At 51.4% G+C, this 22,173-nt stretch carries 18 protein-coding genes and 1 tRNA gene; 6 read left to right on the plus strand and 13 right to left on the minus strand.

Annotated features, from left to right (window positions below):
- Window positions 1-550 precede the first annotated feature (550 nt).
- The 3 genes from McpAg1_RS03520 to McpAg1_RS03530 all read left to right on the plus strand — a co-directional run bounded on the left by McpAg1_RS03520 (window position 551) and on the right by McpAg1_RS03530 (window position 8,631).
- The gene (locus McpAg1_RS03520; protein ID WP_338093914.1) at window positions 551-2,605 is read left to right on the plus strand and encodes an InlB B-repeat-containing protein; all 2,055 of its coding nucleotides are present in this window, start codon (window positions 551-553) and stop codon (window positions 2,603-2,605) included.
- Window positions 2,606-3,170: 565 nt separating this feature from the next.
- On the plus strand, window positions 3,171-5,309 hold the full coding sequence (locus McpAg1_RS03525) for an InlB B-repeat-containing protein (protein WP_338093915.1): 2,139 nt from the start codon (window positions 3,171-3,173) through the stop codon (window positions 5,307-5,309).
- A gap of 484 nt (window positions 5,310-5,793) precedes the next feature.
- Window positions 5,794-8,631 carry a GLUG motif-containing protein gene (locus tag McpAg1_RS03530; RefSeq protein WP_338093916.1) on the plus strand — a complete coding sequence of 946 codons (2,838 nt, stop codon included), beginning with the start codon at window positions 5,794-5,796 and terminating at the stop codon, window positions 8,629-8,631.
- Between the two features lie 193 nt (window positions 8,632-8,824).
- On the opposite strand, the gene McpAg1_RS03535 is transcribed toward McpAg1_RS03530, so the two are convergent.
- The 10 genes from McpAg1_RS03535 to McpAg1_RS03580 all read right to left on the minus strand — a co-directional run bounded on the left by McpAg1_RS03535 (window position 8,825) and on the right by McpAg1_RS03580 (window position 18,080).
- Window positions 8,825-9,283 (minus strand): carboxymuconolactone decarboxylase family protein, encoded by a 459-nt coding sequence (locus McpAg1_RS03535; RefSeq protein ID WP_338093917.1) that lies wholly within the window; start codon window positions 9,281-9,283, stop codon window positions 8,825-8,827.
- Window positions 9,284-9,288: 5 nt separating this feature from the next.
- Complete coding sequence (locus McpAg1_RS03540; protein WP_338093918.1) at window positions 9,289-10,227, minus strand: methanogenesis marker 7 protein; 939 nt, start codon at window positions 10,225-10,227, stop codon at window positions 9,289-9,291.
- Entirely contained in the window at window positions 10,224-10,805 is a 582-nt protein-coding gene (locus McpAg1_RS03545) for a methanogenesis marker 17 protein (protein WP_338093919.1), read from the minus strand. The genes McpAg1_RS03540 and McpAg1_RS03545 overlap by 4 nt, the downstream gene beginning before the upstream one ends.
- Window positions 10,806-12,059 carry a methanogenesis marker 15 protein gene (locus tag McpAg1_RS03550; RefSeq protein WP_338093920.1) on the minus strand — a complete coding sequence of 418 codons (1,254 nt, stop codon included), beginning with the start codon at window positions 12,057-12,059 and terminating at the stop codon, window positions 10,806-10,808. It lies immediately after the preceding gene.
- On the minus strand, window positions 12,052-12,504 hold the full coding sequence (locus McpAg1_RS03555; protein ID WP_338093921.1) for a methanogenesis marker 5 protein: 453 nt from the start codon (window positions 12,502-12,504) through the stop codon (window positions 12,052-12,054). Before McpAg1_RS03555 ends, McpAg1_RS03550 begins: the two co-directional genes overlap by 8 nt.
- A gap of 4 nt (window positions 12,505-12,508) precedes the next feature.
- The gene (locus McpAg1_RS03560) at window positions 12,509-12,967 is read right to left on the minus strand and encodes a methanogenesis marker 6 protein (protein ID WP_338093922.1); all 459 of its coding nucleotides are present in this window, start codon (window positions 12,965-12,967) and stop codon (window positions 12,509-12,511) included.
- Complete coding sequence (gene mmp3, locus McpAg1_RS03565; RefSeq protein WP_338093923.1) at window positions 12,964-14,514, minus strand: methyl-coenzyme M reductase-associated protein Mmp3; 1,551 nt, start codon at window positions 14,512-14,514, stop codon at window positions 12,964-12,966. The genes McpAg1_RS03560 and mmp3 overlap by 4 nt, the downstream gene beginning before the upstream one ends.
- 18 nt (window positions 14,515-14,532) lie before the next feature.
- Complete coding sequence (gene atwA / locus McpAg1_RS03570) at window positions 14,533-16,323, minus strand: methyl coenzyme M reductase system, component A2 (protein WP_338093924.1); 1,791 nt, start codon at window positions 16,321-16,323, stop codon at window positions 14,533-14,535.
- Window positions 16,324-16,754: 431 nt separating this feature from the next.
- On the minus strand, window positions 16,755-17,759 hold the full coding sequence (gene fen / locus McpAg1_RS03575) for a flap endonuclease-1 (protein ID WP_338093925.1): 1,005 nt from the start codon (window positions 17,757-17,759) through the stop codon (window positions 16,755-16,757).
- Between the two features lie 3 nt (window positions 17,760-17,762).
- Entirely contained in the window at window positions 17,763-18,080 is a 318-nt protein-coding gene (locus tag McpAg1_RS03580) for a hypothetical protein (protein WP_338093926.1), read from the minus strand.
- Between the two features lie 42 nt (window positions 18,081-18,122).
- Here McpAg1_RS03580 and McpAg1_RS03585 point away from each other — a divergent pair, with 42 nt between their 5' ends.
- From McpAg1_RS03585 to McpAg1_RS03595, 3 genes are all read left to right on the plus strand, one after another.
- Complete coding sequence (locus tag McpAg1_RS03585) at window positions 18,123-19,043, plus strand: presenilin family intramembrane aspartyl protease PSH (RefSeq protein WP_338093927.1); 921 nt, start codon at window positions 18,123-18,125, stop codon at window positions 19,041-19,043.
- A 233-nt stretch (window positions 19,044-19,276) separates the two neighbouring features.
- Window positions 19,277-19,348: transfer RNA gene (locus McpAg1_RS03590), tRNA-Gly, on the plus strand.
- A gap of 289 nt (window positions 19,349-19,637) precedes the next feature.
- On the plus strand, window positions 19,638-20,195 hold the full coding sequence (locus McpAg1_RS03595; protein ID WP_338093928.1) for an aldolase: 558 nt from the start codon (window positions 19,638-19,640) through the stop codon (window positions 20,193-20,195).
- A 290-nt stretch (window positions 20,196-20,485) separates the two neighbouring features.
- Here McpAg1_RS03595 and McpAg1_RS03600 read toward each other — a convergent pair whose 3' ends face one another.
- The 3 genes from McpAg1_RS03600 to McpAg1_RS03610 all read right to left on the minus strand — a co-directional run bounded on the left by McpAg1_RS03600 (window position 20,486) and on the right by McpAg1_RS03610 (window position 22,117).
- On the minus strand, window positions 20,486-20,821 hold the full coding sequence (locus McpAg1_RS03600) for a hypothetical protein (protein WP_338093929.1): 336 nt from the start codon (window positions 20,819-20,821) through the stop codon (window positions 20,486-20,488).
- Between the two features lie 68 nt (window positions 20,822-20,889).
- Complete coding sequence (trxA, locus tag McpAg1_RS03605) at window positions 20,890-21,159, minus strand: thioredoxin (RefSeq protein WP_338093930.1); 270 nt, start codon at window positions 21,157-21,159, stop codon at window positions 20,890-20,892.
- 112 nt (window positions 21,160-21,271) lie between these two features.
- Window positions 21,272-22,117 carry a CBS domain-containing protein gene (locus McpAg1_RS03610; protein WP_338093993.1) on the minus strand — a complete coding sequence of 282 codons (846 nt, stop codon included), beginning with the start codon at window positions 22,115-22,117 and terminating at the stop codon, window positions 21,272-21,274.
- Window positions 22,118-22,173 lie beyond the last annotated feature (56 nt).

Raw genomic sequence — 22,173 nt, forward strand, 5'->3', positions numbered from 1 at the left:
GCGACTAAATCTTTTTGTGGCAGCACACGAACATCGTTCCAGTGTGTTCCGTGTGTTCCGTGGTTACTCCAAACGAGACCGAAGGCGTGTGTCACGTGTTTACTCCAAACGAAACCAAGCACAGAGAATCCATTTTCCTTATGCTATTTCACACCGCGGAACTCCGGGTCAGAAACCCACCAAATTTTTTGTGGTATCGCAGACCGGTTAGGGCGCATACATTTTCCGATATATTATTTTAGAAATACTGACGATATACTCGGGAGTTTGGGTATTGGGGGCGTAATTGATGTTTTCAATGATCTTTTCATTCTGAATTATTGAGTTACTTAATCTATTTCTCTGATAAATTTTGGCGAAACCTTCATTACATGCCGCCAACTACATACTCATTATCTCAAGGGTAAATGATATGATTTTGTGATGCCCGGCTGTCTTGCATAAAAATTCTATTTGCCTTAGGAGGAGTTCTATGTTGTTTGGTGTATGCAAAAAAAGAAGTCCCAATATATGGGCAAGGGCTGGTATGCCTGTGTCATTGTTTTCAAAAATGTCGGACGGATCAAACTGTTTGTGGATTATTACTGTTGCTATTTTGCTTGTTTGTGTGTTGTTTACCGTGCCTGTGGCTGCGGGGGATCCTGAGGAGGTCTCAAATTTTGCCGGATTGCAGAGCGCGATTGCGAACAATTCTTCTGTGATCACGATCACCGGCCCCATTGAATTCACGGAGAATATTTCGATCGTCTATGATGTCATCATTACCGGTGAATCCCAGACTCTCACACGCACTGCCACACATAACTTCTTCACGGTTGAAAACAAGGGGAACCTCACTCTGAATGGCAATCTCACTCTCGACGGTGAGTATCTGGCTGGTTTGAGTAATGGCGGCGGCGTGTATGTCTCTGGCGGCAATTTCACTATGACCGGCGGCACCATCTGCAACAACACCGCGTATTGGGGCGGCGGCGTTTATGTCGATGTCGGCGGCAATTTCACTATAAGCGGCGGCACGATTTTCTCCGGCAACATCGCGGATTATGGCGGCGGCGTTTACGTCAATGTCGGCGGCAATTTCATTATGGCTGACGGCGCGATCTCCGACAACACAGCGAATGATGTCGGCGGCGGTGTTTATGTCTGCGACAGAGGTAATTTCAGTATGATTGACGGCATGATCTCCGATAACATCGCGAATAATGGCGGTGGCGCTTACGTCTCCAACGGTGGCAGTTTCACTTTGAACGATGGCACCATCTCTGACAACACCGCGAATAATGGCGGCGGCGTTTACGTCAATGGCGATAATTTCACTATGACCGGCGGTACCATCTCCAACAACACTGCGAACTATACTGGCGGCGGCGTTTACGTCAATGGCGGCAGTTTCAGTATGATTGACGGCACGATCTCCGGCAACATCGCGGATTATCACGGTGGCGGCGTTTATGTCTACGGCGGCAATTTCAGTATGATTGGCACCACCACCATCTCCGACAACACCGCGAATGATGTCGGCGGCGGCGTTTACGTCATTGACGGCAATTTCATTATGAGCGGTAGCAGCACTGTCTCCGGCAACAGTGGGGGTAATGGCGGCGAATTGTATCTGTTTGGCAGCAGTTCCAAATTTTCGATGAATGACACGGCAAAAATCGGACCAAACAGTACCTACCTCAATACCGGCACAACCATCAACGTTACATCCCCCCTCATGAGTGGCGCCGGAGTTGCAAACATCACTCCTGTCGACACGGCTGACGGGACCATCATTGTGCATCTGTTTACGGGCGCATCACAAGACTATGAAAATTTCTTCACCCTTTCGCTTGAAGACAAAATGCTGAAGCATTCCACTTCAGGATCACAGCCTGCACTGATACTTGCTACCAAGCCAAAACTCATCGTTACCGGTGGCAATGGAACTGGCTACTACCTTTCCGGCGAAATCGTCAACATCACCGCCACTATTCCGTCCGGCAAAATATTTTTCAACTGGACGAGTGATCATGGCGGCAGTTTTGATGACATAAACGCTTCAAGCACAACCTTCACCATGCCGGACAATGATGTCAACATCACGGCGAACTTCAAAGACAAACCGCCGAGTCCTATCACTCCCACGTCCTCTCCGGTTTTCTCTTCAGGGGACGGCAACACGGAGAACGCATTCCGCGTGCTCTTCAACTCTGTCGGCGGCAACACAGTGCCCCCTGCAACTGATCTCTCCTACGGCGACCGCATTGCAAGGCCTGCGGATCCTGAGCGGACCGGTTACTCCTTTGTCGGCTGGTACAGGGATGAGGCATTCACCATTCCCTGGATTTTCAACGAGGACGCGGTGCCCGGCGACATGGAACTGTATGCGTACTGGATGCCCGCCAAACCAGCCGCAGTCATGGGGGCGGCAGTCACACAGACCGCAACCACCCAGATAACGACGGTGCCGGCGGCGACCGCGTCCGCAACCCAGAGCACGGCGCATCCCGCGGCTGAGTCGGATGGTGGCATTCAGCCGGCCATGACCGAGGCGCCAAGTCCGGTGTTCGGTGTGCTTGCCGGGCTGGTTGCGGCCGGTGTTCTGATGAGAAGAAGGGATTGAGTTTTTTCTCACTCCCTTTGATTTTCTTGTGATTACGAGACCCTGCTTGCAGGGGAGCCGAGCAGACCGAAGGCATGCGATGCGATTTTCATTGTTTGGGATTTTTTTTGTCCTTAGACGCGCTTGGAGCAACCACAGAGAATCCATTTTCCTTATGCTATTTCACACCGCGGAACTCCGGGTCAGAAACTCACCAAATTTTTTTGTGGTATCGCAGACCGGTTAGGGCGCATACATTTTCCGATATATTATTTTAGAAATACTGACGATATACTCGGGAGTTTGGGTATTGGGGGCGTAATTGATGTTTTCAATGATCTTTTCATTCTGAATTATTGAGTTACTTAATCTATTTCTCTGATAAATTTTGGCGAAACCTTCATTACATGCCGCCAACTACATACTCATTATCTCAAGGATAAATGATATGATTTTGTGATGCCTGGCTGTCTTGCATAAAAATTCTATCTGCCTTAGGAGGAGTTCTATGTTGTTTGGTGTATGCAAAAAAAGAAGTCCCAATATATGGGCAAGGGCTGGTATGCCTGTGTCATTGTTTTCAAAAATGTCGGACGGATCAAACTGTTTGTGGATTATTACTGTTGCTATTTTGCTTGTTTGTGTGTTGTTTACCGTGCCTGTGGCTGCGGCGGGGGAGGCGTCTGTTTCGAATTTTGACGAATTGAAAGACGCAATTGAGAACAAAAATTCTACGATCACGATCACCGCCCCCATTCATTTCACGGAGAATATTTCGATCACCTATGATGTCATCATTACCGGAGGTTTCCACACCCTCAACCGCAGCGACGGGCATACCTTCTTTTCGGTTGAAAACAATGGAAACCTCACTCTGAATGGCAATCTCACTCTTGACGGTGAGGGTCTGGCTGGTTCGAATAACGGTGGTGGTGTTTTCGTCGATGGCGGCAATTTCACTCTGAACGGCGGCACCATCTGCAACAACACCGTGACGAATGATGGCGGCGGCGTTTACGTCAATGTCGGCGGCAATTTCATTATGGCTGACGGCGCGATCTCTGGCAACCTCGCGAGTAGTGGCGGGGGCGGCGTTTTCGTCGATGGCGGTAATTTCACTCTGAACGGTGGTACCATCTGCAACAACACCGCGAATCTATACGGCGGCGGTGTTTTCGTTTCCGACGGCAATTCCACTCTGAACGGCGGCACCATCTGCAACAACACCGCGGATGATGGCGGCGGCGTTTTCGTCGATGGCGGTAATTTCACTCTGAACGGTGGTACCATCTGCAACAACACCGCGAATCTATACGGCGGCGGCGTTTACATCAATAGCGGCAGTTTCAGTATGAGTGGCGGCACGATCTCCGGCAACACCGTGGCGAATAATTATGGCGGCGGCGTTTACATCAATAGCGGCAGTTTCACTATGAGCGGTGGTAGCACCATCTGCAACAACACCGTGAGTAATCGCGGCGGCGGCGTTTACATCAATAGCGGCAGTTTCACTATGAGCGGTGGTAGCACCATCTGCAACAACACCGCGAATAGTTATGGCGGCGGTGTTTACGTCTGGAGCGGCAATTTCATTATGGCTGATGGCGCGATTTCCGGCAATCTCGCGAATCGAGATGGCGGCGGCGTTTGCGTCAGAAGTGGCAATTTCATTATGAACGGCGGCACGATCTCCGGCAATAGTGGGAGTAACGGCGGCGAATTGTATCTGGGTGGTATCAGTTCCAAATTTTCGATGAATGACACGGCAAAAATCGGACCAAACAGTACCTACCTCACTGCCGGCACAATCATCAACGTCACTTCAGATCTCACGGGTGACGCCGGAGTTGCAAACATCACTCCTGTCGACACGGCTGACGGGACCATCATTGTGCATCTGTTTACGGGCGCATCACAAGACTATGAAAATTTCTTCACCCTTTCGCTTGAAGACAAAATGCTGAAGCATTCCACTTCAGGATCACAGCCTGCACTGATACTTGCTACCAAGCCAAAACTCACCGTTACCGGTGGTAATGGAACAGGTTACTACCTTTCCGGCGAAATCGTCAACATCACCGCCACTATTCCGTCCGGCAAAATATTTTTCAACTGGACGAGTGATCATGGCGGCAGTTTTGATGACATAAACGCTTCAAGCACAACCTTCACCATGCCGGATAATGACGTCAACATCACGGCGAACTTCAAAGACACACCGCCGAGTCCTATCACCCCCACCCCCACATCCTCTCCGGTTTTCTCTTCAGGGGACGGCAACACGGAGAACGCATTCCGCGTGCTCTTCAACTCCGTCGGCGGCAACACAGTGCTCCCTGCAACTGATCTCTCCTACGGCGACCGCATCGCAAGGCCTGCGGATCCTGAGCGGACCGGTTACTCCTTTGTCGGCTGGTACAGGGATGAGGCATTCACCATTCCCTGGATTTTCAACGAGGACGCGGTGCCCGGCGACATGGAACTGTATGCGTACTGGATGCCCGCCACACCAGCCGCAGTCATGGGAGCGGCAGTCACACAGACCGCAACCACGCAGATAACGGCGGTGCCGGCGGCGACCGCGTCCGCAACCCAGAGCACGGCGCATCCCGCGGTTGAGTCGGATGGTGGCATTCAGCCGGCCATGACCGAGGCGCCAAGTCCGGTGTTCGGTGTGCTTGCCGGGCTGGTTGCGGCCGGTGTTCTGATGAGAAGAAGGGATTGATTACAGGGGAGCCGAGCTGGTTTAATTCTGTGGAGTTTACCGCCGAAGGCGGTAAACTCCACAGAATTGATGCGGGACGGTTCGCGCACAATTTTCACGAATATATTTTTTTAGAAATACTCGCGTAATACTGGTCAGTTGGAGTATTGAAGGCGTAAATGGTGTTTTTTATGGTAATTATATTCAGTATTATTGGGTAATGTGGACTGTTTTTTCATATAATTTTAGGGAAACATTCATTATATGTCGCCAACCACATACTCATTGTCTGAGGGTAATTGGTGTGATTTTGTGATGTGTTGTTGCTGTTTGGGCAAAATTTCATCCCCCTCGGAGGAATTATATGTCGTCACGTACCTACGGGAAAAGAAGTCCCAATAATAGAGCAGCGGCTGTTGTGCCTGTGTCATTGTTTTCGAATAATTTTGGCGGATCAAACCGTCTGTTGTGTATCTCTTTTGTTTTTTTGTTTCTGTGTTTGTTGATGGTTGGAGCTGTAAGTGCAGTACCACTAAGCAATGATAACTGGACTGATGATCCCAGTTATTATGATACCTCATGGTCCGGTACCGGCGCCGAAAACGATCCTTATCTGATCAACAATACATCGCAACTTGCCGGTGTTGCAGTCCGCACTCTTGGTGGTGAGTCTTTTTCCGGAAAATTTTTCAAACTGACGAACGAGTCCGCGGATGCGTACAATCTCTCCGCACACTACTGGAAACCGATTGGGAATTCCAGCAATAGATTTAAAGGCACCTTCGATGGAGCCAATATCACCATTTCCAACATGAACGTTGACATTAGTGGTACCGGTTTGTACGGCGGACTTTTTGGATATGTGGACGGCGGTACGATCAAAAATGTGCATCTGAATAATGCCGTGGTAAATGTAACCGGCACCGGCACGCTCGCCTCTTATGCTGGTGGTGTTGCCGGGTCACTTACAGGCACCATCACCAACTGCTATGTAGCCGGTAGCGTAAATGTGACTGGTGCTCCCACCCATCAGGTTTATGCCGGTGGCGTTGTCGGATATCTGAGTTCTGGGGACATTAGCAGTAGTTCTACAATTTGCAGTGTAACTGCTACCGGCACCGGTACTTTGTATGCCGGCGGTGTTGCAGGAATTATGATAGGTACCACCAACAATATCAGTGACAGCTATGCAACCGGCAGTGTAACTGCGGTCGGTTCGACCGACTCGTACGCCGGTGGTGTAACCGGGCATATGACAGGCGGCACCAGCAGCATCAGTGGTAGCTATGCAACCGGCAACGTACGTGCTGACGGCACCACCTCGTATGCTGGTGGTGTTGCCGGATCTGTGACGGCCAGCTTTGGCAACATCAGTACCAGCTATGCGACCGGCAGCGTAACTGCTACTGGCACCGGCGCCTTGTATGCTGGCGGTGTTGCCGGGCATATGATGGGCAACGAAAAAATCACCAACTGTTATGCCACCGGCAGTGTAGCTGCCGCCGGTACTGGTGCCACCAACTCGTATGCCGGCGGTGTTATCGGGTATCTGAATAGCGGTGCCGGCACGATCACCGGCAGCTATCATGAAACCGGTGATGTATCTGCAACCGGTGCCGCCACCTCGTCTGCCGGCGGTGTTGCCGGATATCTGATGGGCGGTGCCAAAATCAGTGATAGTTATCATAAAAATGGTGATGTAACTGCAACCGGTACCAATTACTCGTATGCTGGTGGTGTTGCCGGCAATCTGAATTCTGGTCATATCAGCAACAGCTATGCAACAGGCAGTGTAACCGCAAGTGCCACCGGCCTTGCCTCGTCCTACTCTCATGCCGGCGGTGTTTCTGGATGTCTGAATCCAGGTAGTACTATCATCGGCAGCTATGCTACCGGCAGCGTAACTGCAAACAATGCAAACAAATCGTATGCCGGCGGTGTTGTCGGACATCTGACAAGCAGCAGTAGCAGCAGCAACATCATCAGCAGCTATGCAACCGGCAGCGTAACTGCAACCGGTATCGCCGAATCTCATGCCGGCGGTGTTGTCGGGCGTCTGAGCAGCAGCAGCACCGGCAGCAGCAACATCAGCAACAGCTATGCAACCAGCAGTGTGAGTGCGGATGCCGCCAGCTCATATGCCGGCGGTGTTGCCGGGAGTCTGGAGAGTGGTAGCATCAGCGATAGCTATGCAACAGGCAACGTAACTTCGACCGGCTCCACCACCATCTCTGCCGGCGGTGTTGTCGGATATCTGTACTCAGGCACCATTGAAAACTCAATCGCACTCAACGAACGGGTGACCATCAGTTCAGGTTCAAACATCGGGCGGGTTGCAGGCAACGGCAATCCTGCCGGCTCCTACGGATGGTCAGGCGTAAACGGCACAATCAATGGCGGCAATCTATTCCTTTTCACCGATGGAGCTGATAAAAATGGAACCAATGTCGAAAATATAACTCTGTGGGGCAAGGAACCCTTCTTCAGCAGCACCTTCTCAAGCGGAACGTTTAGCGCCAACTGGATCATGAGTACAAATCCAATCTATGAGCTTCCGATTCTAAACTGGCAGACATCCGACCCGGACTTTGATGCCTCCTATCTCAAACCATACTTCCCTCCAACCCCGCCATCGCCTCCGTCTCCTCCCTCCCCTCCCTCTCCAGTACCGACTCTCCCTCCCTCTGACGGCAACATGGAGAACGCATTCCGTGTGCTCTTCGACTCCCGGGGCGGCAGCTTTGTACCGCCTGCGACCGGCCTTTCCTACGGCGACCGCGTCCCAAAACCAGCGGACCCGGACCGGAACGGTTACAACTTTGCCGGCTGGTACAAGAATGAAGAGTGCACGATTCTCTGGATATTCAGCGAGGACGCCGTGCCCGGCGACATGACGCTGTATGCACAATGGATCAGCACCACAACTCCGGTTGCAGTCTTGCCAGCAGAACCGACAACAGAGCCTCCGGCAACAACCATGCAGCCCACCGCCGCACCAACAATCATGCAACCCACCATCTCACCGCCGATTGAAATTGATGACGGCAGCAAATCCGGTACCGAAAATAACGGAATGCTCTTCATTCTCCCCTTACTACTGCTGCTGCTCCTTCTCCTGTTCCTGTTCCTGATCCTTTTCCTCCGTCACACCGTAATTTTCCTCGTTCGCACTACAGAAGGTATCGAACAATATCGCATCAGAATCTGGCATGGAAAAAAAATCGACCCGAAAAAATTACCCGAACTTCTCAGAACAGCTGACTGGTATCTTGACAAAGAACACAGCAACCGCTGGGACATAAAAGAAGATCGTGTCACCCGAAACATCCGGCTCTATCACTAAGAGCGCTGTATAAAATCCGACAGATTCACACTGATCCCCTATGTGCCGATCAGTGTGAATCTCTTCGTGTTGGCTTTGATCGCTGTGCACTCTTGTCGTCTTCTGGATGTGATACCACAAAATGATTTAGTTTCTTTTTTCTGAAAAAATAGTTAAAAATTACTTCGCGTCCTTCGCGTTTCAAAAAAATACATTACTCCTTCTTCGCAGGAACTCCCACAATCGAACACCCAGCCCCGCACGGCTCTTTTGGCGTCTCAGGCATAACACGATACGCATTTGCCAGCACCGACGAATTCGCAAGAAGGCCTGCAACCAGCACCGCCTCTAAAATCTCCTCCTTCGAGATCCCCATCTTCTTTGCCACCTGCATATGATACGCAGTACAGTGATCGCAGCGGAGTGCTGATGCAACCGCGAGACTGATCAGCTCAATCACCCGCGGCTCCAGCGAACTCATCTGATTCACCGCATTCTTATACAACAGATGTGAAATCAGCGCCTCAGGTGAACTCGCCAACTTCGTATAAATCAGCGGAACCGCACCGTACTCACTCTCAACCCGATTCAGCCAGTCAGCCGCCGTCTCCTTTGCGCCCCGCTCCTCAACCTCACGGATCGCCTCATGAAAATCCAGATCAAAATCTACCATAATACTCACACCACAATATTTGTCTCCGACAGCGGTCGGATCCGAATCAAAATATAATTCCGCATCCGAGACGGCAGAACATCCGCCACATCCCCGATTTTCACATCATCTTCAATAACGAGATCACGAATCCGCTGCGCATAGTCTTTGTAAGCCAGTTTCACCCGAAGGCCGGTCAGCTGCACCGCAATCGGCGACGGCGAGTAGACCTCCTCAATCTCTGGGATCTCCTGCTTAATCATATCCTGAATCCTTGCAGGCGACACCGACAGCGGATCATGCGACAACTCAGCCCGCCGCTGCTCAATCACCCGCTCCACCTCCTCAATCACCACATCCAGACGGTGAATATCAGCCTCCGTCTGCGTCCGGTGCATAAACCGTCCAAGACCGCCCACATACCCCTCAACCGGAGGATCGGTCTGCTTCTCCAGAGTCTCGCGGGACGGACCGCCGGTCAAAATAATCGGCACCGTAACCCCGCGGCGGAGTTTCGGGAACTTCTTCTCAATACAGGACGCAAAATTCCCCAGCACATAAATCGCCATATCATGCTCGTTGATCAGATCCCGCTCCTCATCATTCATCTGCGAAATCCGCTTGCCAAACCCTCTCGCCATTCCAAGAATATTTGACTTCGACCCGTGGCTGCGCAGATACTCAGCAACATCACACGCCGAATGCGGCAGGTGGTGAATCTCAAGACTGGGAATCACCACTGCAATCTCAGTTCCCACCAACGGCGATGCCATAACCTCGCCTGCAAGCGGATGAGAAAACTCCTTCAGCCCCTCAATATCCTCCTGCGGCATCAGAACCTGAAGAATTACCTCGTTTGCAATATTATGCCGCTGCACAATATAGCCGCCCAAATCCTCGATGTAATCGATGATCTCATCAAGCCGGTAAACACCGCCCTTATACGTAACCGGAACAAGAATCATCGCAGCTCCTCCTCCATAATTTTGAACCGGTCAAAAATAATCTGCTCCACCACATCAGACGGAAGCGTGTTCTCGCTCGCCGCATAGGAAAACCGGTCAGAGCCGTAGTTCTCGCGCCGAACCTTGAAACCTTCTGGTGCGATCACCTGAATTGCATAGATCAGATCCTTATAGAGCGACTCTGCCGGATCGATCACAATCCAGTTCTCAAGATTTTTGGGGATCTCTACATTACTGATGATCACCGTGAACCGGTCAGGCTGGTCCACATTGTCATGCCCGAGCTTGTTCCACAGCATCTTGAGCATTGCGGCGAGATAGGTCTCGTCCCCTACAGCGATCGTTGCTTTGCCGTCCTGCACCAGAACATTTCCCACATCCGACACCCGGATTGCTGCACGCGGCGGCCGGATTAAGCCTGTTGCAACAAACAGCGGATAGGCTGGGTCGATGTAGAGATGTAACCCTTCCACAATCGATAAAAGATTGTGGTCCTGCAACACCGTGGTTGCAATTTTGTTGTAGTTGTCAGCTCCATCCTCCGTGGACTCAACCGCGAAGTAGTCTAAACCTGCCATCTACGCCTCCTTCTTCTTATCAATAAATCCTGAGGAGAGCAGTGCGCCGCCGGTTGCGCCGATGTACTGCGAGTGGTGCGGGACAACGACTTCGGTGTTCAGCATCCGTCCCATTGCACGCACCAGTCCCTGAATCAACGACGAGCCGCCGACCATAATCACCGGCTCTTTGATGTCGACCTCCTGCAACTGCTGTTCATACACCTGCTGGGCAACGCTGTGACAAGCCGCAGCTGCGACGTCCTCACGCGAGTATCCGGCGGCAAGAGCGTTTACGAGCGACTGGGTGCCGAACACAATACAGTAACTGTTCATCGGCACATTTTCGCCGCCGTCGCTCTTCATCGAAAGAGCGCCAAGCTCGGTGATGTCAACGTCCAGACGTTTTGCGGTCATCTCAAGGAACCGTCCCGATGCGCCGGCACAGATACCGCCCATCGTAAACGAACCCGGAATTCCGTCGTTCACGCTGATCGCTTTGTTGTCCATACCGCCGATGTCAATGACGGTGGCAAATCCTTTCTGAGCGCCTGCGAGATACACCGCTCCCTTCGAGTTCACGGTCAACTCTTCTTGCACCAGGTCTGCCTTCAGATGTTTGCCGACTAAAAATCTGCCGTATCCGGTTGTTGCGGTTGCCTGAATATCAGATATCCTGAGACCCGACTCTTCGAGGGCAAGTGCAACGACTTCGTCAGCACTCTTCAGAACTTCGGTCGTCGGTCTCCATCCGGTACCGATGATTTTGTCGTCCTGCATGATGATGCATTTCGTGGTCGAGGAGCCTGAGTCCACGCCCATTGTGGTTCCAACCTGCACCTCACGCGCCATCAGACTGCGGCGGCGGGCAATGGTAGTGAGTGCTTCAAGTCTGGTGAGCAGTGTGGACGAGCCGGTTCGTTCGTTGAACGAGTAGGAGACGACCGGAATGCGGGAGTTTTCCACAATATATCGTCTCAGTTCGTTTCTGACAATTGCCGCTTCTGCACACCGGAAACAGCTGGCAATAAATATTCCGTCGGCCTCGATTCGTCCTTCAACGATTGCCTGAGTTCGCGCAATTGCGAGTTTTAAGTCCGGGCTTTTCACCGGCAGACCAAAGTCTTTGTAGGCGCGTTTGACATCCTTTAACGCAACGTCAGGATAAAACATTTTGCCGCCGACCGTTTCTGCGGCTGTCGTAATTTCGTTCTGAATTCCGCTGTACTCTGCGCCGCAGGTAATCTGGGCAATTCTCACCGGCTGTTCACTCATGTTTTTTCACCTCAAGTTCTGCAAGAAACTCTTTGATCGCTGCAACAAATGTTACGCCTTCTTCTTTTGATGTCGGATACCTGAGTTCAAGACGCGGGATGTCACGTTCGCGGAGCATGAAACAGAGGAGTTCGTTGGTTCTTGCACAGCCCATGCAGCCGAATGCAAGGTCGGGTTCATCGATGATGATCGCAGCTTCAGCTTCTTCGACCATTGGACCATACAGTGACATGCGTCCGCGGATACCGGACGGCACCTCGACCGCTGCCCATTTGAGACCCTTCTGCGGATCGTCGGAGGTCATCTGAATCGGGGGTGAGTCAAATCCCGGGGTTTGAATGTGTTCGCGGATTGCAACTGCTGAGCCGAGCGGTTCGTGACCGAAGCGTGCCACGAGATCGGATAAGATGAGGCTGGTCGCCGGATAGATGAATACTTTTGCCATTTCGTTACTCCTCCTTGATGAGTGATGTTAAAATATCGACATCAAGCGCGTCCGGCATCGGCAGTTCCTTTGCGGCTGCGGCTCTCAGTTCTTTTTTCGTCATTTTGTCGGTCTCTTCAAGACCGTGGGCGATGTAGCGGACCATGCCCATTTCATATTCGTGACCGAGGTATCCGGGCCGTGCGCCGCCAAGGTCGGCACGGCATCTGCGGGAGTCTCCGGGAGGAAATCCACGGTCTTTGACATAGATCCGGTACGGATCCATTTTTCGCAGGTGGGCGATGATCCGGTCCACGTCCTCCGGGCTGCCGGTGATCTGACACCCAAAACAGGTCTCTTTGATCATGACTCCCTGCGCTATTTCGTATGCTGCGGTTGCGATGTCCTGAGGCGTTGTGTTTGGCGAGTCGACGAACACGTACTTGGTGACGGTTCCTACATACTGGGGCACGTAGGGTTTCATGGTTTTACCTCGCGGATGAAGACGGTAGCCCCTTCTTTGATGAGCGGGAGTTTGTCCACATCGATGATTCTGCCGATCACGTTGGTTCCTTCAAACGGTTCGCCGGTCGGTCCGTACTCGTTGTTTGTTACCGACCGCACGCCTGCCATGCCGCGTGCTCTGCGTGCGTCGTTGGTGATGGCGAGAGCATACGGCGGCGGGCTTTTCTTCGGAACGTTTTCCGGGATGATGTTGACGCCTGAAGGGAACTCTGGTTTGAAGAGGTACATCTCTTCGTCGATGTTGTAAAAGAACGGCATGCTGCCGATTGCGTAAATTTTCAGACCGGTTACACGGCGGAACAGGTCGATTGTGAGTGGAGCATTTGCATAGTCAAATGCAACGTCAATGACTTCGGTGAGTGCAACGGTTACCAGCTCGACTTTTCCTTCTTTGAGGAGTTCAAGCGTCGTTGCGGGTTTCTGGTCGATGACGACGCGTCCTGCAACATCGCGGTTGTCAGCGAACACCCGAAGCCCGCGGGATTTCGCCAGAGCCACGGCTTCACCGAGCGGAAGCCCGCGGAGGTCGAGTTGTTCTGGCACAACTTTGACTGAGAGTTTTGTTCCTGCGGTTGCAAACCGTGCGAGTTCCACGCCGCGGGTCACGGTTCCGGTGCGGGTGTGGTGCTGGTTGCTTGGCACATCCTTGGTGTAGATGTAGACTGCGCCAGAACTTTTTCCTGAAGTGCGGACGGTGACGGTTCCTTCACGCCTGGGTTTCTGGCGTTCCATCGGCACATTGAGTCTGCCTTCGGTGTGATCGCGGATGTATGCTGACGCGGTCCGGTCCACCGTGTAGCTGGCGTTTCGCATGGTGAAAAGCAGGTGTTCAACCGAGTCGGTGCAGGCGGTGTCAATTTTTCCGTGATCTTCATCGTAGCCTTCGGCGTTGATGCGGATCTCAGAAAATATCTGCATGCCGTCCTCGAGTTTCAGGGAGAGATCAGTCGTGACGGTTGCGCTGGTTTTGTCGACTGAAGAGAAAACGTGTTCGATTTTGGTGATCCGGTCGCCGTTTCGCCACCGGTTCATGATGCCAAGACCGGAGATGACGGTTCCAAGCACAGCGCCGCCCGCAGCTGCGCCATGGTCTGCCATGTGCTGGAGCCGGGAAAACATGAGGTATGAGGTGTTTGCGTCGTATCCTCCGCATCCGAGTGCGACAACGCCGCGGTCGTACCGGTAGGGTTGGTGGTCAGGGACGAAGTCGGCGTGGAACGGTCCAAACGCTGCTGCGTACTTGTCTTCCCAGTGAACGCGGAGGTTGGCGTCCAGATCGTCGCCGGTTGGAACCGGCAGCACGACGCCCGGCAGGAGTTCAACGACGATGTCGCCGGCGGTGGTGGTGAATCTGAGATGTGCGGTCTCTTTTGATTCAGCGCCGGTGCCGGGCCGAAGAACGGCGATGCTGCATCCCGCCGGATGGTCAGGCAGAATTGTTGCAAGGGTTGCGCCCGCTTTTGCCTCGATTGTTTCACCGTTCAGATACAGGTGCATGGTTGTCATGATCTGCGTCCTTCTCGTTCACATCTCAAACATCTCATCCGTGCTACCGTGCAGTACTCCTGCGTCCTGTTCAGGCACTTCGTCTCCTTTGGGATCGGCCTGAGTCGGAACGGATTTTGGTGCATTGGCGGCAACCCGATCGCGTTCGTTTGCAACTGCACGTGCCATGATGTCTTTTTCTGCGTCGGTGAGGGTTGCAAGAATTTCATGGGTCGGACCGATGCCGATGATTTTTCCGCCGCGCATGAACATACACCGGTCGCAGACGTCACGGACGAACTCCATGTCGTGCGAGACGATGACGAATGTTTCGTCCATCTCTTCGCGTGCATGGATGATGGAGTGTTTGACGTCGACTTTGGTGATCGGGTCCATGGTTCCGGTGGGTTCGTCAAGGAGGATGATTCTTGGTTCGCGGATGAGGACCTGAGCAAGGGCTACACGGTGTTTTTCTCCTTCAGAGAGGCTTGAGGGGTAGCGGCCAAGCACGTCTTTTGCTTTCTTTTCGGTGAACCCTGCCATCTGAAGAGTGATCATTGCTTTGCGGGTGGCAAGCTCTTTAGGAAACTCAAGACCGATTGCATCGGTTAAATTATCGATGATGGTTCGGTGGGGATAGAGGTCATACTCCTGATGCAGGAGTCCGACGTACTGTTTTGCCCGGCCGCGGTAGAGGTAGCCGGGTTTGGTCATGTCGATCCATTCATCACCGATTCTGATCTCAAGTTTTCCGTCGGTCGGCTCATACAATCCTGCGATCATTTTGGAGAGGGTGGTTTTTCCTCCGCCGGAGACACCGATGATGCCGAATATTTCGCGTTCGTTTATTTCAAAGGAGATGTTGTCAACTGCTCGGATGACGCCTCGGTCAACGGCGATGAATCTTTTTGCGAGATGGTCGGCACGAACGATCGGGTTTCCGATCTCCTGATCGATGTACTGGAGGTCGTCTTTGTATCCTGCCATGAAGGCTTCGATGATTTCGTCAGCTGATCCGACTTTGACGATTTTGCCGTCGTCAAGAAGGACGGCACGGTCGGCGACGTCTTCTAAGACCTGGGAGAAGTGGGAGGTGATGAGCATTCCCATGTTCTTTTCTTTGGCGACTTCTTTTAAGAGGTCGTGTACGATTTTGGCGGTTTTCGGGTCAAGGGTTCCGGTGGGTTCGTCGGCGAAGAGAAATATTGGTTCGCGGGCGAGCTGGCGTGCGAGGACGACACGCTGTTTTTCTCCGCCGGAGAGGTCGCGGGCGATGTGCATCATTCTGTGGCTGAGTCTGACTTCTTCGAGGAGGTCGGCTGCTCTGCCGATGGATTTTTCTGCCGGATAGTTGATGTCGTCGAGAGCCCGAAGGACGTTTTCGATGACACGGTCGTTGCCGTAGAGACCAAAGGTGCGCTGGAACATGATGGCGGTTTTTGCCATGATCTGCGTTTTGATTCCTTCGTTTTCCGGTGCCCAAAAGTCGATGTCTTTTTCTTTGAAGCGGCCGCCGCAGTCGCAGGCGGTGCCTGCGGCACTCGGCAGTTCTATTTTGCCGCATTTTTGACAGACTGCAACATGATAGATGATTGAGCCTGAGGTCGGGGGGTGGTCGATGCCGCGAACGAGGTGGATGAGTACGGTTTTTCCGCATCCTGATCGTCCGATGACTCCAACAATTTCTCCTTCGGCGATCTCGAGGTTGATGTGGTCCAGAACACGTACCATCTCCGACGTATTGCAGGCCGGGGCATTATCGGAAGGATCGGCAGGATTTGCAGGAAAATCCATGCAGAGGTCCTTTATGGTGATAAATGGTTTCGTCATTCAAACATCCTCTATGATGATAATTGTATGTGCTCTGAGGTGTTATTAGTGTTTAGAAAAGTGCATTCAGGGAAATTCGGGTTCACGATGTTACTTTTTTTGGGGTGTGGGATGCAATTTTAAAACGCGAATCGCATGCTCTTGACCAAACGCGAATCGCATGCTCTTGACCAAACGCGAATAGCACGAATCGCATGCCTGCGGCATGCCGCGAATAAAAAAATCGCCAATGGCGATTTTTAAAATAGGAGTTATTCGTGTTTCAAACAAAATCGTGAATGGTCTGCCTAAAATAAATAATATTTACGAAATTTTAAAAATCGCCATTGGCGATTTTTTATTCGCGGCATGCCGCAGGCATGCGATTCGTGCTATTCGCGTTTGGTCGAGAGCATGCGATTCGCGTTTTCGATGTCTATCTTGCCCCACAATCAGGAAAACCATGAGTCCAGTGTCGCCTGTCCCTTCGTCGACCCGAGCCGCTCAAGTCCTGCCGCCACCCGCTCCTCAGAAAATCCGTGCTGTTCACAGAGAATCTCCACAACCCTCTCCCGCACCGGCGCCTTCTTTGCAATCGTATACTGCTTCTCAACCGGCGGCTCAAGAAAGTACCGAATCAACTCCTCCGGCTCAGCAGCATTCTCTGATTCCAAAATCCGTTCCGCAAACTTCCCTTCCTTCACCAGCTTCACCGCAGTCTTCGGACCAACACCCTTCACCCCACTATTATAATCAGTGCCGATCAAAAGAGCGGCTGCGATCAAATCCACCTGCGTCATCTCAAGACCGCCTAAAACCTGATCCAACAGCAGCTGCTCAGGATACACCGCCACCATTTTTCCATTCACGCGGCGCTTACCTGACACCGTCAGATTGCGCAAAAGCTTCGGCGCTCCAAACAGCAGTGAATCATAATCCTGCGACACCGCATACGTCACATCCCCCGCAGCCGCCATATACGCAGACTGCGCCTCCCCCTCCTCCGGCGCCTGCACCCAAGGAATCCCGAGAGCCGTCAAAAGCTCCTTTGACGACTCAAGAATAAACGCATCAACCTTCGACGACGCCATCGCATACTTGCGTGCCGACTCCTCGTCCCCCTCTTTTACCGCGCGCTCCCATGACTCCTTCGCATTCTCCCGAATAACCCGCCGCTCCGCAAGCGTCGCCTCCTTAAACTTCGGCGGTTTCCCATCAAAAACATACACCGGCGTAATATTCTTCTCCACCAGATTTGCCGTCCGAAACAAAAGACCGCTCAAGTGAGACGTAATCCGTCCCTCCTCATCCATCAGCGGCGTCCCGTCCGGCTGGCGGATTCCGCTCAAAAACTGATACAGCGCATTATATGCATCAATCGCCGCAATACCGCCCAGCCGGTCCCATGGGAGTACCTCCTTATAATCCGCAATCAGCGGGCGCAGCGCAACACCCATGGTTTACCGGTACATTCTGCTCTTAATACTCTCGACCGCCTCGACAACCTTCTGCGACGTTGCATCCTGTTTCTGAATCAGCTGTCTTCCAAGATCCTCAAGATTGCCACGCATGATCCGCTCGCGAGCCGCGCTCTCCTCCTCAAGACGGCGGAGGCGTGCAAGAATCTGAAGAAGCAGTATACCAACGCATATGATTAAGAGTTCAATCCCAATCGCTACAATAGCGTCCTGCCAGAGTCTGATGAGCGCGGCAAGGCCGGAAACTGCCATCACTATTACCAGTAGGATCTCCGGCAAACACTCACGACGAACATTCATAATTTAACTAAGGAGACCGCTAAAATATTAAGTTACCTATACATGAGCAAACTTTCCCCCTCTGCCCTGGTGCCGTATGCTGGTATGATCCTTCTGATGATCCTCACCGGCCTGCTGTCGCTCCTGCTGATAAGCCCTGTTACCGAGGCAGGTCTTGGAGCATTCGAGGATCCCAACTCAATTGCAAATCCGTTTGTGTTCCTGTTTATCATGCTCGTGTTCACTGCGCTCCTGCTTTTGTTGATCAAATGGAAAGCGCAGAGCATCATCAGTGCAATTATCGGCATCTGTTTAGCCCTTGTTATATATTATGTCGTCTCTTCTCTGCTGTTCAGCTATGCCCCAACCCTTCCGGCGCTGCCGATTGCAGCAGTTGCTGCGATTGTGGTGATCCTTCTTTTGTGGTACCGGCCTGAGTGGTATGTGATTAATATTGCAGGGATTTTGATCTCAGCAGGGTGTGCTGCGATTTTTGGTATCTCGCTTTCTATCATTCCGGTGATTATTCTGCTGATTCTTCTGCTGGTGTATGATGCGATCTCGGTGCACCGGACAAAGCATATGCTCACGCTCGCGGATGGTGTGCTTCGTCAAAAGATGCCGATTATGTTTATTGTTCCCAAGTCACGCAGTTACTCGTACCGCAGTTCGGGATTTTCGATTCATGATAAGAAGGAGGATCGCGGCGCTTATATGATCGGTATGGGGGATATGATCATGCCGTCGATTCTTGTTGTTTCTGCACAGGTGTATGCAGGCGGCGCAGGTGTCCTTTCCTTTGCAGGTATTGCCCTTCCGGCGCTTGGTGCTCTTATCGGCGGAGTTCTTGGTCTGTGTTTCCTTCTGATTCCGGTCAATACCGGAAAACCGCAGCCCGGTCTCCCCTATATCAATGCAGGTGCAATCGTTGGGTTTTTGATCTGTTGTGCGATTGCGGGTTCCTGGGCATGGATAGGGTTCTGAGTTTTTTTGTGTCGCCCACGGAAAATCGGAGTACACGGAAATTTCACGGATAAAGATCACGGATCAGACGTGAACATCACGGAATCCAAAAATAATTTTGTGTCTGTGATGTTTTTTTTCTGCAAGGTGGTGAGCACGATGAAACGGTGTTCGCTCGCGAACGATTCAGGATTCATCATCATCCAAATAACAATGTATATATGCAAATTCTGCTAATCTTATTAGGCACACACGCATCGATAGTGTAGTGGTTATCACTAGGCGTTGCCAACGCCTAAACTCGGGTTCGAGTCCCGGTCGATGCACTTCTTTTTGTTTTGAGTTTTGTACTGTTTGTGATTTACTGTAGGAGCGCTTTTTTTTCTTGGCCTCGTTTGGAGTAAACACGTATCGCATGCCTTCGACCTGGGAATTGTGGTTGCTCCAAACGAGGTCAAGAACAAATAAATTCCAAATAATGGTGCTCGTCACCTCGTAAGTCCCATACCAAGTAAAACCACATACAAAAACTCATAACAATGAAATTCCACTACAAATTTTTAGAGCAATACCTTAGCCAGTATCTTTACGGCAGCACAGCAAACATATACGCATATGAATGACCAGGCAGTCTTTGCCGACTTCACCAGAATAGGAAAACGTCTCTTCACCGAACATCTCGTAGGCGGCAACTTCGGAAACATGAGTGCCAGAACGGATGACGGCTACTTCATCACCCGCACCGGCTCATACCTTGATGCAGACCCTGCCCAGATTGTTCTCATGCCGCTCAACGGCAGAGTGACGCCCGGGGCTTCCAGCGAGTGGCGGGTGCACACCGCAATCTACAATGCAGCAGGCACCCATGCGGCAATCGTTCACGCTCATCCTGCCCACGCGGTTGCCTTGTCACTTCTCGTCGAGGATGAGATTTTCACTATCGACAGCGAAGGAAAAATGCTTGCCCCCACAATCGCCGTGGTTGACGGGGCTCCTGGTACTCAGGAGCTTGCCGATGCGATCGCAGGCGCTCTGAAAAGTTCCAACATTGTCATCGCACGGGGACACGGAACTTTTGCTGCAGGAAAAGATCTTGATCAGGCATATCTTTTCACCTCACTCGCTGAGCACTGCTGCAAAATTTTGCATTACACCAAACTCTACCAAAAATAAAACAGGTTTTGCCCATAAATTCATTTATCGGTAAACACTGTTTGGAATTGATTAACTCCGCCCACGGAAAAACGGAACACACGGAAATCTCACAGAAAAACATCACGGAGCAGACGAGAACATCACGGAAATGAATTTTTTTCGGATTCAGTGATGTTCACGTCTGCTCCGTGATGTTTTTATTTCTGTGTTTTCCGTTTTTCCCGCGTAGCGATAAGCAGGCCGCAGGCATGCGTCCCGTGGGAGGCAGGAGTTAATGGGCAACACCAATAAAACAAAAAAAATATTTTTTACAGAAGTGAATCGATGCACTCACTGATTCGCGGAACTGATACAGCACCAACCGGAACAAGTTTTCCATTCACCAGAATGATCGGCAGCGGAGGGTGCTCAACGCGGACCAGCTCTTTGATGCGGTTCGGGATTTCCTTGTCAAGCGCAACAAGCTCAACCGACACCGTGTCACCGTACTTCTCCTTCAGTGCATCAGCAAGGGCAGGGAATGCATACGACAGCTTCTCCTTCTGAAAGCATGTCTCAAGACCGCAGGAGCGCTCCGTATCGCAGGGAAACGGACCGCAGGGGCGATAGGTGTATCCGACAACCTCAACGGTAATCAAAGTCATGAGAACATATTAGTGTTTCTTGAAAAAATGGTTTCCTGAAATGTTTCAAAAAAATATAGGAAAATATATCAGAGCAGCGGCTTTAACAGCGACTCAAGGCGGGCAGCATCAGTGACGCCCTCAAGACGGTGAACCATCTTGCCGTCCTTTTCGATGACAAGGGTCGGAACAACACTGATCTGGTATTTGTTTGCGAGATCCGGATACTGATCCACATCCACCTTTTTCACATCAACCTTGTCGCCCATCTTTGCTGCAATATCCTCAATGATAGGACCCTGAATTCTGCAGGGACCGCACCAGGTTGCAAAAAAGTCGTATAATACAGGTTTTGTCATACTACTTCGTAGGACAAGCATCTTAATATAATTTCTCTTTGGGGAAGCATGAGCAGCTCCTCATCAAAAAACCAAAGAAAAAAAAGTTAGCGGATTTTTGTATAGAAAAAAATTATTCGGATTTGTATAATGCCCTAATCACATCACGGTCAAACAACATGCCTGAAAGCCGCATATCATTATCAATGATAGGCATCTGATCCACGCGGCCGCGTTTCATCTTCAGTGCACAGTCGCTGATCTCCGCATTATTTGGAACAGAGATGACCTTCGTCACCATCACGTCCTTTACCGGACGGTTGGGGAGCTCCACTTTGGAAACACCGTACGAAATCGTATGATTGTCGCGGATACTCTCCCAGGTCCACTCATCATCATCAGTTCCTGTGGAGAAGTCGCTCGTCTGCACATCATCCTCAATTCTGGAACAGCGGATAAGATCGCGCTCTGAGATGATACCGGTCAGCTTGTTCTCAGAGTTCAGAATCGGCATTGCATCAACTTTTGCAAGCTCCATGATTCTTCCAACAACCGGCAGCGGGGTCTCTTCCCAGATTGCAAACGTCTCACTGCTGACAAAATTCTCCCGAATTTCGCGCTTGTCGTTCAGTTTTGCAACTGCACTCACGAGGTCAGAAACGCTCAGCAGACCGACCAGGCGGTTGCCGTCAACCACCGGAAGACGACGGATATTTAAATCGGTCATGATCTGGGCTGCCTCAGCAAGCGTAGCTTCGGGTCGGATGGTCAGAGGCTGTGAACTCATCAGAAGTGCCACCTGGGTCTCCTCCGCATTATGGAGAATATCCTTTCTGGTAACAATTCCAAGAAGCTGATCCCCTTTCACAACAGGCACGCCGGAAATACCGGTACGTTTCAGAATGCGCAGAACATCATCACGGCTCGATGGAATCTCCACTGTCACGACGTCCTTGGTCATATAGTCTTTCGCTAGCATTTCTTCAGTTGTCATCATACACCTCCCTGTCTTTTAGGAAAATATTCATCTGTGCT

This window comes from Methanorbis furvi, from assembly GCF_032714615.1.
In the GTDB taxonomy this organism is placed as follows: domain Archaea; phylum Halobacteriota; class Methanomicrobia; order Methanomicrobiales; family Methanocorpusculaceae; genus Methanocorpusculum; species Methanocorpusculum furvi.

Coding starts and splice junctions, on each gene's coding strand:
- trxA (WP_338093930.1), bottom strand. CDS start 21,159: ATGACAAAACCTGTATTATACGACTTTTTTGCAACCTGGTGCGGTCCC.
- McpAg1_RS03585 (WP_338093927.1), top strand. CDS start 18,123: ATGAGCAAACTTTCCCCCTCTGCCCTGGTGCCGTATGCTGGTATGATC.
- mmp3 (WP_338093923.1), bottom strand. CDS start 14,514: ATGACAACCATGCACCTGTATCTGAACGGTGAAACAATCGAGGCAAAA.
- atwA (WP_338093924.1), bottom strand. CDS start 16,323: ATGACGAAACCATTTATCACCATAAAGGACCTCTGCATGGATTTTCCT.
- McpAg1_RS03560 (WP_338093922.1), bottom strand. CDS start 12,967: ATGAAACCCTACGTGCCCCAGTATGTAGGAACCGTCACCAAGTACGTG.
- McpAg1_RS03525 (WP_338093915.1), top strand. CDS start 3,171: ATGTCGGACGGATCAAACTGTTTGTGGATTATTACTGTTGCTATTTTG.
- fen (WP_338093925.1), bottom strand. CDS start 17,759: ATGGGTGTTGCGCTGCGCCCGCTGATTGCGGATTATAAGGAGGTACTC.
- McpAg1_RS03610 (WP_338093993.1), bottom strand. CDS start 22,117: ATGCTAGCGAAAGACTATATGACCAAGGACGTCGTGACAGTGGAGATT.
- McpAg1_RS03540 (WP_338093918.1), bottom strand. CDS start 10,227: ATGATTCTTGTTCCGGTTACGTATAAGGGCGGTGTTTACCGGCTTGAT.
- McpAg1_RS03580 (WP_338093926.1), bottom strand. CDS start 18,080: ATGAATGTTCGTCGTGAGTGTTTGCCGGAGATCCTACTGGTAATAGTG.
- McpAg1_RS03535 (WP_338093917.1), bottom strand. CDS start 9,283: ATGGTAGATTTTGATCTGGATTTTCATGAGGCGATCCGTGAGGTTGAG.
- McpAg1_RS03550 (WP_338093920.1), bottom strand. CDS start 12,059: ATGAGTGAACAGCCGGTGAGAATTGCCCAGATTACCTGCGGCGCAGAG.
- McpAg1_RS03545 (WP_338093919.1), bottom strand. CDS start 10,805: ATGGCAGGTTTAGACTACTTCGCGGTTGAGTCCACGGAGGATGGAGCT.
- McpAg1_RS03600 (WP_338093929.1), bottom strand. CDS start 20,821: ATGACTTTGATTACCGTTGAGGTTGTCGGATACACCTATCGCCCCTGC.
- McpAg1_RS03520 (WP_338093914.1), top strand. CDS start 551: ATGTCGGACGGATCAAACTGTTTGTGGATTATTACTGTTGCTATTTTG.
- McpAg1_RS03595 (WP_338093928.1), top strand. CDS start 19,638: ATGAATGACCAGGCAGTCTTTGCCGACTTCACCAGAATAGGAAAACGT.
- McpAg1_RS03530 (WP_338093916.1), top strand. CDS start 5,794: ATGGTTGGAGCTGTAAGTGCAGTACCACTAAGCAATGATAACTGGACT.
- McpAg1_RS03555 (WP_338093921.1), bottom strand. CDS start 12,504: ATGGCAAAAGTATTCATCTATCCGGCGACCAGCCTCATCTTATCCGAT.